At 70.3% G+C, this 13,041-nt stretch carries 11 protein-coding genes; 7 read left to right on the forward strand and 4 right to left on the reverse strand.

Going from position 1 to position 13,041, the window contains the following annotated elements; genetic code table 11:
• Positions 1–10 precede the first annotated feature (10 nt).
• The 3 genes from Q0Z83_RS15160 (at position 11) to Q0Z83_RS15170 (ending at position 3,812) form a co-directional block, all read left to right on the forward strand.
• Complete coding sequence (locus Q0Z83_RS15160) at positions 11–1,510, forward strand: MFS transporter (protein ID WP_317794555.1); 1,500 nt, start codon at positions 11–13, stop codon at positions 1,508–1,510.
• Complete coding sequence (locus Q0Z83_RS15165) at positions 1,507–2,607, forward strand: aminopeptidase P family protein (protein WP_317794556.1); 1,101 nt, start codon at positions 1,507–1,509, stop codon at positions 2,605–2,607. The genes Q0Z83_RS15160 and Q0Z83_RS15165 overlap by 4 nt, the downstream gene beginning before the upstream one ends.
• Positions 2,608–2,696: 89 nt before the next feature.
• Positions 2,697–3,812, forward strand: coding sequence for a threonine aldolase family protein (locus tag Q0Z83_RS15170; protein WP_317794557.1), 1,116 nt, complete (start codon positions 2,697–2,699; stop codon positions 3,810–3,812).
• Positions 3,813–3,828: 16 nt separating this feature from the next.
• Here Q0Z83_RS15170 and Q0Z83_RS15175 read toward each other — a convergent pair whose 3' ends face one another.
• Positions 3,829–4,554: a hypothetical protein gene (locus Q0Z83_RS15175; protein ID WP_317794558.1), complete on the reverse strand. Its 726-nt coding sequence runs from the start codon at positions 4,552–4,554 to the stop codon at positions 3,829–3,831.
• Positions 4,555–4,618: 64 nt separating this feature from the next.
• On the reverse strand, positions 4,619–6,562 hold the full coding sequence (locus Q0Z83_RS15180; RefSeq protein WP_317794559.1) for an endo-1,4-beta-xylanase: 1,944 nt from the start codon (positions 6,560–6,562) through the stop codon (positions 4,619–4,621).
• A gap of 192 nt (positions 6,563–6,754) precedes the next feature.
• Here Q0Z83_RS15180 and Q0Z83_RS15185 point away from each other — a divergent pair, with 192 nt between their 5' ends.
• Both Q0Z83_RS15185 and Q0Z83_RS15190 read left to right on the forward strand, forming a co-directional pair.
• A complete protein-coding gene (locus tag Q0Z83_RS15185) occupies positions 6,755–7,639 on the forward strand; it encodes a S66 peptidase family protein (protein WP_317794560.1) in 885 nt (294 codons plus the stop codon).
• Positions 7,639–8,274: an LD-carboxypeptidase gene (locus tag Q0Z83_RS15190; protein WP_317794561.1), complete on the forward strand. Its 636-nt coding sequence runs from the start codon at positions 7,639–7,641 to the stop codon at positions 8,272–8,274. Before Q0Z83_RS15185 ends, Q0Z83_RS15190 begins: the two co-directional genes overlap by 1 nt.
• Before the next feature lie 93 nt (positions 8,275–8,367).
• Here Q0Z83_RS15190 and Q0Z83_RS15195 read toward each other — a convergent pair whose 3' ends face one another.
• The gene (locus Q0Z83_RS15195; protein WP_317794562.1) at positions 8,368–8,694 is read right to left on the reverse strand and encodes a hypothetical protein; all 327 of its coding nucleotides are present in this window, start codon (positions 8,692–8,694) and stop codon (positions 8,368–8,370) included.
• A gap of 812 nt (positions 8,695–9,506) precedes the next feature.
• Here Q0Z83_RS15195 and Q0Z83_RS15200 point away from each other — a divergent pair.
• Together Q0Z83_RS15200 and Q0Z83_RS15205 are read left to right on the forward strand one after the other, a co-directional pair.
• A complete protein-coding gene (locus Q0Z83_RS15200) occupies positions 9,507–9,935 on the forward strand; it encodes a GNAT family acetyltransferase (RefSeq protein WP_317794563.1) in 429 nt (142 codons plus the stop codon).
• A 358-nt stretch (positions 9,936–10,293) separates the two neighbouring features.
• Complete coding sequence (locus Q0Z83_RS15205) at positions 10,294–11,178, forward strand: aminoglycoside phosphotransferase family protein (protein ID WP_317794564.1); 885 nt, start codon at positions 10,294–10,296, stop codon at positions 11,176–11,178.
• 834 nt (positions 11,179–12,012) lie between these two features.
• Here Q0Z83_RS15205 and Q0Z83_RS15210 read toward each other — a convergent pair.
• Positions 12,013–12,588: a hypothetical protein gene (locus Q0Z83_RS15210; RefSeq protein ID WP_317794565.1), complete on the reverse strand. Its 576-nt coding sequence runs from the start codon at positions 12,586–12,588 to the stop codon at positions 12,013–12,015.
• Between the last annotated feature and the right edge of the window lie 453 nt (positions 12,589–13,041).

Consider the following 13,041-nt stretch of genomic DNA (forward strand, 5'->3'; position numbering starts at 1 on the left):
GGCTACCGACGTGTCCACAGAAGTGCAGTCGAAGAAGGCCGGACTGGGCGTGCTGCTGGCGGCCTGCGTCTCGGCGCTCGTGGTCAACGCCAACACCTCGGCGGTCACCATCCTGCTCCCGGCGATCAGCGCCGACCTCGGCGTACCGGTCGACCAGCTGCAGTGGGCGGTGACCGGATACATGCTGGTCGGCGCGGCCGTCATCGTGACCTCCGGCGCGCTCGGCGACGTCTTCGGCCGAAGACGGGTGTTCATCGGCGGCCTGCTGCTGTTCGTCGCCTCATGCGCGCTGATCGCCCTGGCCGGCTCCGGCGCCGGGGTGGTCGCCGGCCGGATGATCCAGGGCGCGGCCGGTTCCACCATCCTGGCCTGCGGCATGAGCCTGCTGTCGGTCGGCTCGGCGGGCGCCGGGCAGATGAAGGCGATCACCATGTGGGGTGCCGCGTCCGCGGTCGGCGCCGCCGCCGGGCCACTGATCGGTGGCGTCCTGGTCGACTCCACCGGCTGGCAGGGCCTGTTCTGGATCGACGCCGTCATCGCCGCGATCTGCATCCCGATCGCCCGGTTCACCGTGCGGGAGTCCCGCGACGAGCAGCGCAGCAGGTCGATCGACGTGCTCGGCACCGTCCTGGTCGCGGTCGCGCTGGCCCCGCTCGTGCTGGCGCTCAGCGAGGGCGGCTCGTGGGGCTGGTTCTCCGCACCGACCATCGGCTGCCTGGTGCTGGCGGTCGTCGGCGGGTTCGGGTTCGTGGCCGCCGAGAAACGTGCCGCGGCCCCGCTGGTCGACCTGGCGCTGCTGCGCAACCGGGTGCTGGTCGGCGCGACCATCGCCATCCTGCTGGTGGCCGGGGCCATCAACGCCCTGATGTACCTGCTCAGCCTCTACTTCCAGGATCCGGCCACGTTCGGCATGACCCCCCTCGAGGCGGGTCTGGCCACGCTGCCGGCGGCGGCCGCGATGATCGCGATCACCCCGCTGATCACCCCGCTCGCGGTGAGGATCGGCGCCGGGCGGGCCGTCGCGCTCGGGTTCGGGCTGGCCGCCCTGGCCAGTGCCGCGTTGATCCGGGTCGACGCGGGCTGGACGTACGCCACGTTCGTGCTGCCGCTGATCGTCATCGCGGTCGGGCTCGGGCTCGCCAACGGCCCGGCGTCGTCGGCGTCCACCTCGGCCGTTCCGGAGGACCAGGTCGGGCAGGCGTCCGGCATCTCCAACATGGCCCGGTACGTCGGCGGCTCGCTGGCGGTCGCGGCGGTCGCCACGGTGTCCACCGCGGTCACCGACGCCCGTACCGCCGATGGGGTCGCCACCGCCGACGCGCTGGCCGCCGGCCTGGCCGGCGCGTCGATCCTGATGACTGTCATGTCCGCCGCCGGGGTCGCCCTTATCGTGTTGATGCGCCGGCACCGGGCCGAGAAGCCACACGCCGTGCACCTGGCCGCCGCCGCGGCCTCGACCAGCCACACCATCCCGACCCGGCCCGTCCCCATAGGAGGCACCCCGACATGACGGACCTTTTCCGCCACCGGATGGATCGCGCGGTCGTCCAGGCCGCCGAGGCCGGGCTGACCGGCCTGCTCGTCACCCCCGGCCCCGACCTCACGTATTTCACCGGCTACCGGCCGACCGCGATCACCGAGCGGATCACCATGCTGGTGCTCGACGCCGACCACGACCCGCACCTGATCGTCCCGATCCTGGAACGCCCGGACGCGGAGCGGGCCGCCGGTGCGGGCGCGGTGACGATCACCGACTGGGCCGACGGCACCGACCCGTTCGCGTCCGCCGCCCGCCTGCTGGATCCGAAGGGCCGCTACGCGGTCTCCGACAACGCGTGGGCACTGCACCTGCTCGGCCTGCAGGAGGCGCTGCCCGGCTCGGCGTACACGTCGATGACCGGGTCGCTGCCGATGCTGCGGGCGGTCAAGGACGACGACGAGGTGGCCCGGCTGGCTGCCGCGGGTGCGGCCGCCGACGCGGCCTACGAGCAGATCGTGGGGGTACGGTTCGCCGGCCGCACCGAACACGAGATCGGCACCAACCTGGCCGTCCTGCTGCGCGAGCACGGTCACTCACAGGTCGACTTCACCGTCGTCGGCTCCGGCCCCAACGGCGCCAACCCGCACCACGAGATGGGTGAGCGGGTGATCGCCGAGGGGGACATGGTGGTCCTCGACTTCGGTGGGCTCAAGGACGGCTACGGCTCCGACACCACCCGTACCGTGCACGTGGGCGAGCCGACCGTACAGGAGCGGGAGGTGTTCGAGATCGTCCGGGAGGCGCAGCAGGCGGCTTTCGAGGCGGTCCGGCCCGGGGTGGCGTGCGAACAGATCGACCGGGTGGCCCGGGATGTGATCACCCGGGCCGGGTACGGCGAGTTCTTCATCCACCGCACCGGACACGGGATCGGGCTGACCACGCACGAGCCGCCGTACCTGGTGGCGGGGGAGCGGCGTCCGCTCGTACCGGGCATGTGTTTCTCGATCGAACCGGGCATCTATCTGCCGGGCCGGTTCGGGGTGCGGATCGAGGACATCGTCACGGTGACCGCCGACGGTGGCCGGCGGCTCAACAACACCAGCCGGGAGCTACGGATCGTCGCCTGAAATGTCCCTACCGGCAGGGCGGGTATCACCCTGACCGTTCGGCTGTCAGACATGTGGAGGACCTCACCTGAACCGAACGGGGAACCGACATGTCCATGGAGCCGATGGATCTGCGCAGTGACACCCTGAGCCGGCCCGACCCCGCGATGCTGCACGCCATGGCGAACGCCGATCACGGCGACGACCGATACGGCGAGAGCACCGCGACCACCGAACTCGAGGAACACTGCGCGGCCCTGTTCGGCAAGGAATCCGGACTGTTCATGCCCTCCGCGACGATGAGCAACCAGGTCGCCCTCAAGGTTCTCGCCACCCGCGGCGGTGATGTGCTGTGCGAGGCGGGCCACCACCTCGACGAGTTCGCGGCGGCCGCGGCGGCCGACCTCGCCGGGGTCACCGTCAACGCCGTGACCAGCGCGGACGGCTTCCTCCGGCCGGAGGCCGCGGCCCTCCCGACGACGGGTCTGGTCTGGGTCGAGAACACCATCACCGCCCGGGGCGGCCGGATCCACCCGCTGCCGCTGCTCACCGCGCTGAAGGAGTGGACCGGCCGGCGCGGCATCCCGGTCTATCTGGACGGGGCCCGGATCATGCACGCCGTCGCGGCCACCGGCGTCGCCCCCGCCGCGTGGGGCGCCACCAGCGACGCGATGGCCCTCTGCTTCGCCAAGGGACTGGGCGCGCCGTTCGGATCGGTGCTCCTCGGCACGGCGGACTTCATCCGGGTGGCCCGCCGCTACCGCCGGTGGTACGGCGGCGCGCTGCACCGGTCCGGACCGGCCGCCGCGGCCGCGCTGTGGGCGCTGCGGCACAACAGCACCCGGCTCGCCGAGGACCACGCCAACGCGGCGCTGTTCGCCGCCATGCTCGCCGAGTCGCCGCACGTCGAGGTCACCCGCCCGGACACCAACATCGTGCACGTCGATGTGAGCCGTCTGCACCTGTCGCCGGCCGAGTTCGTGGTCCGGGCGGCTGAAGCCGGGGTCCGGGTGCTCGCCGGGCGGCGCGGCGAGATCCGTGCCGTCTTCGGTGGCGGCACCTCCCGGCGGCAGGCCATCCGTGCGGCCGAGCGGCTGATCGCCGTGGCCGGGCGGATCGGGCCCGCCCGAACCCTGACGCTGGGCGGGGTGCCCTGGTGGGACCGGATCGGCCCGTCCTACCCGGTGACGGTGTCCGCCCAGGCGCAGAGCCGCACCTGGCGCTGAGCTCGCACCGTCGCGGTCACTGGTCGGCGTGCTCGAAGGTCAGGACACTGTGCCGGGGCACGGCGCGCCACAGGTCGTACAGATGCGGATGCTCGGGGATCGTGGCCCGGACGGCGGCGAGCGCGGCCGCCCGCGCCGGCCCCGGCGGGGTGCGGTCGAAACCGGTGCCGCCGGTGCTCAGGGTGTGGAACCCGGCGAACCGCATGTCCAGGCTGACCTGCCACCATGCCGGGCCACCCGGAGCCGGGAGGGTGAACCGGCGGGTCAGGCCCAGCGTGGCGGTGCGATCCGACCACGAGTAGCGGCCCCACTGAACCTGGAAACAGTCGTCGCCGAGCCCGTCGAACCCGGTCTGGACGAACTCGGTGAACGCCAGCCACGCCGACTCCACGTCGGTCACGCTGTCCGGGTCCACGTGATGGCTCAGCAGCAGCCGCTCGAAGATCTCTCCGGGCGTCTCCGGGCGTACGGCGCCGGCCGCGACCCGGAAGGTGTCGCGCCCCCGCCGGTCGGTGGCGCCATGACCGAGCCGGATCACCACCGTGTCGTCGTCGCGGCCCACCACGTCACAGCACAGGTCCAGCGGCGTCGGCAGTCGCGAACCGCGGACGTCGCCGATGTCGATCAGCGGCGCGTGCCCGAGGATCACCGCCGCCGTCCCGTCCCATTCGGCCAGGTGCACCTCGACCCGGACGGGCCAGTTTCCGGTCATATCGATCGCTGTCGCCGTCACGTAGTGCACCTGACCGATCGTGCCTCATCGGCGCATCCCGGGGGCCACCAGGGGCGGCCCCCGAGGACACCGGTCAGAGGACCGTGCAGGCGGTTCCGTTCAGAGTGAACGCGGCCGGGACCGGGTTGCCACCGGTCCAGCTACCGAGGAAACCGAACGAGGTGGAACCACCGGCGGCGATGCCGCCGTTCCAGGCGGCGTTGCCGACCGTCACCGCGGCACCCGACTGTGTGACGGTGCCGCCCCACAGCTGGCTGATCTGCTGTCCGCCGGTGAACTGCCAGGCCAGCCTCCACGAGGTGAGCGCGGTGCCGCCGGTGTTGGCGACCTTCACGTCACCCTGGAAACCACCCGGCCAGCTGCCGGTGACCCGGTAGGTGACCGCGCACGCCCCGGTGCCCGGGTCGGTGCTCACACTGGCGCTCGGCGACACGCTCGTACTCGCGCTCGGGCTTGTTCCGATCTTCGACGGGTCGACCACGCCCCAGTACGCCGACTTGGCCTGCAGCGTGGTGTCGAACAGCAGCGGGGCGTCCTTGCGGGCCACCGGGTAGGTGTCCAGCCAGGTGTTGTCGTCAGCCAGGCCCCACAGCGTGACCGAGGTGATCTCGCCGGGGTACTGACGGAACAGCGCGAACATGTCGCGGTAGACGTACGCCTGCTTGAGCAGTCGGTCCGCCGGCGGCGTCGGGAAGCTCTCGCCGCTGCCGGTGTAGATGCTGACGTCCATCTCGGTGACCTGCTGGTCGATGCCGAGCGGCACGAACTTGTCGATCATCGCCTTGGTCTCGGCGACGGTCGGCCAGTTGATGTTGATGTGCACCTGGTGACCGACCCCGTCGATCGGCACGCCCTCCGCCTTCAGCTGCTGCACCAGGCCGAACAGGAAGTCCCGCTTGGCCGCCACGTTCGTGTTGTAGTCGTTGATGTACAGCTTGGCGTGCGGGGCCACCTCACGGGCCACCCGGAACGCGGTCCGGATGTAGTCCAGACCGGCCACGTTGTACCAGCTGCTGCGGCGCAGGCCGTCCGACTGGCTCTCGTCGATCACCTCGTTGACCACGTCCCACACACCGATGTCGGTGCCGTAGTGGGCGGCCACGTTGCGGATGTGGTTCTCCAGACGGGCCAGCAGCAGCGTCTTGTCCTCGGCGGTCGCCGTCATCGGCTGGCCGTCGGCACCGGTGAACACCCACGAGGGCGTCTGGTTGTGCCACACCAGCGTGTGCCCGCGGATGGCGAGACCGTTCGCCTTCGCGAACGCGATCAACGGATCGGCCTGGGCGTACGTGAAGGTGTTCTCGGTCGGCTCGGTGGCGTCCCACTTCAGCGCATTGCCCGGGGTCACCGAGTCGAAGTGCTTGGTGAGCAGCTGTCCGTGCTGGGTCACGGTCTCCGCGCCGGTGATCGCGGCACCGACCGGGAACTCGGTGACCACGTCCTTGACCGAGGGGATGTCGGTCTGAATCGGCAGCGCCGGCACGTAATCGGCGGTGACGTCGTCGATGTAGAGGTCGCCGGTGGTCGACGCGGTCTCCACGTAGACGCGCAGGAACTCCACATCGGTGGCCAGGGTGTACCGGCCGGTCAGGTTCACCCAGGCGCCGGTGGTCACCGCGGTGTTGCCGACCACCTGGTCGTAAGAGGCGACCCCGCCGGTGCGGCGTTCCACACTGAGGCGGGCGCTGTCCGAGGCGGAGGCCATCCGTACCCACACCGAGATGGTGTAGGCGGTGCCCTTCTCGAACGTGCCGAGCACGTCCAGCGACGGTCCCTGCCAGGTGGCGGTGCGGCCACCGACCAGCAGACTGGCGGCGCCGCCGTGCGCGACGGTGGTGCTGGTGGCGAGGGTCTCGGCGGACCGGCCGGCCCAGCCCTGGACGGTGCCGTCCTCGAAGTCACTGGTCAGAACGGTGATGGCGGTGGGCTCGGCGGCGGCGTCGGCGGTCGCGCTGACCACGGCGACGGTTGCCAGCGCGGTCAGGGCGGCCAAGGCCAGCCGGGGGAGAGCGCGCATTCGCGGGCTCCTTCGGGGGAGAGGAGGGAGATTGAGCGACATCGTTACATGGGAGCGCTCCCATTACAACGGTGTGACCACCCGATGTCCGGCGCCCACATTGCCCTGCTTGTTGGCCGGCACAAGGAGCACCGCGGACCCGACAACGCGGTGGGAGAGGGCCGGTGTGCCGAGGCGGATAGAGTCTGGCGGATGCGAGGGCCGAGACTACGTCCTGGTGACCGGGTCCGGGTCGTGTCGCCGGCCAGCTTTCCCAGTGCGGAGTGGGCCGAGCAGGTGATGGAGACCCTTGCCGGCTGGGGGCTGCGGCCGGAACTCGGCGAGCATGCCCTGGATCGGCGGGGGTTCCTGGCCGGCTCCGACGAGGACCGGCTCGCCGATGTCAACGCCGCCCTGCGTGATCCGGGGGTGCGGGCGGTCGTCGCGGCTACGGGCGGCGCGGGCGCGTACCGGATCGTGGACGGCCTGGACCTGGCCGCCGTGCGGGCCGACCCGAAGCCCGTGGTGGGTTTCAGTGACATCACGAATCTGCACCTGGCGCTGTGGACGGCGACGGGGTCGGCGGGGGTGCACGGCTGTGTGGGTACCGGCGGTCGCACCGACGAGTCGTGCCGGCGGTTGCTGTTCGAGACCGAGCCGATCACCCTGTGGGCCGAGCCGTCCCCGGTGACCGTCGCGGGCCGGGCCACCGGTGTCCTCGTGGGCGGCAACGCCGTCGCGGTGAGCAACTTCCTCGGCGCCGGCCTGCCGCGCCTCGACGGGGTGATGCTCTGCCTCGAAGGTCCGCAGAACCCGCATTTCGACCGGATGCTCTGGGGCATGTCGCGGGCCGGGCTGCTCGACGGGATCCGCGGCGTCGCGATCGGTGACCTCACCGGGCTCGAACCGAGCGTCGCCGAACCGGGCCCCGACCAGGTCGTAGCCGTCGTCTGTGAACGTCTGGGCGGCTTGGGCGTACCGATTCTCGGCGGGTTGCCCTTCGGACATGTAGCGGACCAGGTGTGCCTTCCGGTAGGCGTCGACGCGACGCTCGACGCGCACGCGGGCACGCTGACCGCCGATTCGGCGGTGTGCTGATGGATACCGTCCTGCCCAACCAGGCCCTGCGTGACCCGACGGTCCGGGGGATCGTCCTCGACGGCGATCACCGCCTGCTCGACGGCCTCGACCTCGCAGCGGTTCGGGCCGACCCCAAACCGATCATCGGCACCGGCGGGACCACCTTCGTCCACCTGGAACTGTGGCGCGAGTGCGGGTTGGTCGGCTACCACGGCGACGGGCCGATCCGGCCCGCTCCGCTGCGGCTCACCGGTACCACCCTGGTGCCCGGCCGCGCCTCCGGCGTTCTGCTCGGCGGCAGCCTCGGCCCACTGCGGGCGATGATCGGTGCGGGCCTGCCCAGCCTCGACGGCGCGATCCTGCTGCTCACCGGCGAACGTACCCAAGGACTGGGCCAGGTCGACCGCCAGTTGACCCATTTGATCCGTGCGGGCGTCTTCGACGGGGTCCGTGGCGTAGCGGTAGGCCACTTCGCCGGCTTCGACGGCCTCATCGACCGTGACTGGGAACTCGGCGACGTCCTCACCGACCACCTGAGCACTCTCGGCGTACCGGTACTGACCAACCTGCCGATCGGCCAGGGGCGACCACCGGTGCCCATCGGTGTCGCCGCCACGATCGACACGGCCGAATCCGTACTGACCGTCGCCTGAACGCTTTGTGGAGGTACGAGCCGCGTGACCGAACCTCATCGCGGCGAATCCGACCGGCCGACGCGATGCCGTGCGCCGGTGGGCGCGCTGTTGCTACATCCGGGGAGACATCAGCCGGCTGACGACCAGGCCGGCGGTGACGAGCAGGAAACCGGTGATCAAGGCGGGGGTGCGAACCCGACGACCGACCAGGCAAGCGGCGAGGCCGGCGAGCAGGCCCGAGAGCACGGCCAGGCTGGGCAGAGGTCGCGCCCAGTCCGGACCGTTCGCCGGACAGGTATCCATGCCGTTGGGGACGGGGCACGTCGAGGTGAGGTAGGCCGCGTCGATGAACGTGTATCCGGCGAAGCAGAACAGCAGGGCGAACATCGCCACGGTCCCGAGGAACGCATTTCGGCTGCCGTATCGCTCGGGCTGCACCGCTATGCCTCCGTCCTTGTCATAACTCTGGATCTAAAGGCCTTCTCTCGACTTCATGATCGAGTTCGCCACCTTGCCACCCAGGAGAATGAGCACGTCGAGGACCGCAAGGAAGACCCCGGCCCGTCGAATTCGGCTGCTGACAGACGGTCTGGCGATGACGGATCAAGCCCCGGGCAGCTCGGGGTCAAAGGTGCTGCCGCCACGTCCGAGTCCTGCACCGCGGTGAGCAGAAACGCGCCGAAGCCCCGCCGATCCGACCCCGCCGTCCGTTCCCGGCCGCTCTGCGCACATGCCACCTACCGACCTCGCCGCGCCGCTGCGATCCGGGCACGGCTGCGCCGGACCGTATGCCGCACGGCAGAGCAGCATCGACATCCGGGCCGCTGCCGGCTACAGGGTCGACCCCTTTGAACTCGCTGCTGCACGCGACCTTCGGTCAACCGCCCCGGTGCAATCCGGCTCGACCTCCTGGCCGCGGTCGTTCGGTCACCGTGAGCGGAGCAGGGTCCGGCGGCGTGCAGGGGTTTCCGAGGATGTGCGGCTTGTCGGACTGCCTCCATGCGTCCTCGTCGCGGAACGGTACCAGGCTAGAATCCTAGGATGCCCTAGCGGGCGTGCGGCCGGTCTCGAAATCATTCGGCGGCGGGGCCGCGATCGTCGTCGGTCTTCGGCGGGCCGCCCTCCGCGCCTTCGCCCTCCACGCCTTCACCCTTCGGACGATCGGGGCGTGTGCTCGCACGCCGGGCGTGTGCCGGGCCGGCGGCTCATGATCGAATCAGGTGAGGATCGATCGATGGTGAGGGGTTCGGATGAGTGTCGTCCGGCAGTTCCGGTGGGCTGACTATGAGCGGGTCGTCGCCGTCTGGGAGGCGTCCGGCGCCGCTGTGCTGTCCCGGCCGGAACTCGAGGCCAAACTGTTGCGCGACCCGGAGTTGTTCCTGGTGGCGGAATCGGGGGAGGACATCGCCGGGGTGGTGCTGGGTACCTATGACGGGCGGCGGGGCTGGATTTTCCGGCTCGGTGTGCACCCCGGGTTCCGCCGTCAGGGTGTGGCCACACGCCTCGTCGCCGAACTGGAAAGCCGCCTGCAAGCCCTCGGCTGCCCCCGGATCAACCTGCTGGTGATGCCGGACAACGATGCCGGCCTGCGGTTCTGGGCGAGTCTCGGCTATCTGTCCTACCCGGACGTCCTGTGCAGCAAGCCGATGCCCGCTCCCGCCGGACAGGCATTATCCTAGGACGCTGTAGAGGATGTGCGGCAAGCCGCACCGACAACAGAAACGACGGCTTCGCCGACAGAACAGATTTCTTGGCAGCGGCCGAAGATGGTCGGCTACCGGCAGGCCACGGTCTGGTCGGGCGGGCCACGGTCTGGTCGGCCCGGGCCTGGTCGGGCGGGCCACGGTTCGCTCCGGATCTGGCGGCGTTCCCGCTCGCGGGGTCCTGACTCGAGGCGGCCGACGCCGGGGCGGTGGCGATCGGCGAAACCGAGTCGCCGGGCTGCCGAGCATGCGGCAACCTGTATCGCACGGGTCCGTCGAATGCTCACCGCTGTCTCGGCGGCGGTGAGAGTGACCATCTTCGGGAGGACGCGGCGTGACGCTGCATCAGGGCGAGATCGTGGTCGGCGAAGAGTTGGTTCGGCGGCTGCTGGGGGAGCAGTGTCCGCAGTGGGCCGGGCTCGAGCTGGTGCCGTCCGGGGCGGGGACCGAGAACACCATGTTCCGGCTCGGGGCGGATCTGCTGGTGCGGCTTCCCCGTACCGTCGAGAAGGCCGCCGCGTTGCGCAAAGAGCGAGTGTGGCTGCCGCGGCTGGCGCCGCATCTGCCGTTTCGGGTGCCGGAGCCGGTGTTCACGGGGGAGGCGTCGGCGGTCTTCCCAGCGGAGTGGTCGGTGTTCCGGTGGATCGGCGGATCCGAGGCCGGGCCGGGCAGCGTGGCGGATTGGGGCCGGTTCGGGTCGGACCTGGCCGGGTTCGTGCGTGCGCTGCATCGAGTGGATCTGATGGGTGCCGATTTCAGCTGGTATCGCGGTGGTGACCTCGCGCCGTGTGCCGGCTGGGTATCGGATTCCCTGGAGTCGTGCCGGGCCCTGGTCGGTGCCGAACTCGACATCGCCACCGCGGAGTCCTACTGGCGGGCGGGTCTGGCCCAGCCGCCGTCGCCGCATCCGAAGGTGTGGCTGCACGGCGACTTGAAGCCGACGAATCTGCTGGTCGAGGAGGGTCGGCTGGTCGCGGTGATCGATTTCGGCGCGGTGTCGGTGGGTCGTCCGGACGCCGAACACGCCACGGTGTGGGATCTGCCGTCCGCGGCCCGGGACGCCTACTGGAACGCCCTGAACCTCGACGAGCCCACCTGGCTGCGCGCCCGGGCGTGGGCGGTCGCGGTGGCGGCGAGTGGCATCGCCTACTACTGGGACACGTTCCCGGCCTTCGTGACCGAGTGCCGCACTCGGCTGACCCACATTCTTTCATCCTAGGATGCCTTAGAGGTAGTGCGGCAAGCCGCACCTCAAACCCCTTGAAAAGCCGGCTTCGCCGACAGGCAGAAATTCTTTTGATCCGGTACGCCCACAGGATCCGGTCCATATGCGGCCTCGGGTTGTGCCCATCCCCACGTCGCTCGGGAGGCGTGGTGGGCGTACCCCGAGGGCGGATTTCCGCTCGCAGGCCGATCCCGGCAGGTAACCGGCCTGCGAGGATGCGGTGGGTGCCCGGCTGGAGACGTCGGGTCCGGCGACCTCTGGGGAGACCGGCGCCCACGATCGCCGAACGTGGACTTCCATCGTTGCTCTGGTCTGGATGACCGCAACGTGTGCGGCTGCCCACGCCAGGACGGGGATGAGCGCACACGTGCGCCGGTCGTTGCCGGGTTGGAGCCTCTCGCCGAGTTTCGGTCGACTCAGGCACGACATTTCGGATGTCAACTGCAGCCTGGCGGCATGGAGGTGCCGGCGCTTTCGGACGGTCGAGTCGGCCTGATACCCCTGACCGAGTGGAGACGCGTGGTGCCTGCCGGTTGTCGCCCCTCTCGGGCAGCTCGAAGACGCCGCAGCTGGTGACAGGCTTGCTCCGCCGTCACCTGCCCGGCACAGGCCGGAGCTTTCTCACCCGGGTCGGGCTGCTGGTCGCCGTGTGTGGGTGGTTGCCGGGCGCGGGGCTTCGGCGTCGTGTCGGAGCGGTCGGTGGCCGGGTGCGGGCTATCGGGGTGCGGGGCGGTGGGCCGGGGCGGTGTCGAGGATCTGTTCGGGGGTGGGGTCCGGCCGGCCGTCGGTGCCTGTTCACCCGTTGCGTGAGGTTGTTCGGTGTGGCTGTCATCCGACCGGGGTGGGGGTGGTCTGGCGGGTTCGGGTGGTGGTGTGGAGGGGGTGGAGGGCGGCGAGCATCAGTAGGCCGGTCAGGGGCATGAGGTTGAGGTCGATGGTGGGCAGCAGGACGGCGATGAGCATGGTGGCGGGGCTCCACCAGGGGAGGTTGCGGGTGCGGGCGGCGAGGGCGGCCATGGCGACGATGCCGAGGAAGAACAGTAGGGGGCCGATGTCGTAGATGGCGGCTTGGATGCCGGGGATGTCGGTGAGCTGGTGTTGGAGGCGGCGTAGGGAGTCGCGGTCGGTGGCGGCGAGGGCCAGGAGCATGTCGGCGGTGAATTGGATGACGGTGGTGGTGAGGCCGAGCAGGGTGATGGCGGTGATGAGGTTGCGGCCGGTGGTGATGTGTCGGCGGAGGGTGAGGATGACGGGGATGAAGAGGATCATGCCGGTGAGGCCGAGTAGGTGGGCGATCTGCCAGTCGGCGCCGGGGCCGTATTCGCCGTCGAGGCGGCCGATGATGCGGGTGATGCCGTAGGCGGTCATGGCGAGGGGTGCGGCCACGAGCGGGAGTCTCGTCATATCGACGATCTTTGTGGTGGTTGTGGTGGTGGCGCTTCGGGTGGTTCCCGGGTGGTCGTCCCTGAGAGTCCCCTGACGAGGGTGGGGCACGGTGTCAGGGTGTGTCGTGTCCTGGTCCTGGTGGGGTCCTGGCTTGGTACGGCGACGGTCGGTGGTCCTTTCGGGATGGTCTTCTCGGTTGGCCTCGTCGTTGTCGCTGCGAGGGGCCGGGGTCCGTTGCGGTCGCCGGTTCATGGTGTTCCGCCGCGGGGGAAGCCGAGGTACTTCCGCAGTGGCCCTGATTTCTCGGGGGTGCGTCGCCGGGTGATCTTGTCGTGTCCGGGTGCGGATGTGTCGTGGGTGGGCGTCGATCGATGCTCACGGTGGCCGATGGTGTGTGCATCGTCGTCTGGACGGGATCAGCGCGCACGTTGCTTCGATCGTGAGTGCTCGTCGATGCCGGGACGGCGACGG

This window comes from Actinoplanes sichuanensis, assembly GCF_033097365.1.
Lineage (GTDB): Bacteria > Actinomycetota > Actinomycetes > Mycobacteriales > Micromonosporaceae > Actinoplanes > Actinoplanes sichuanensis.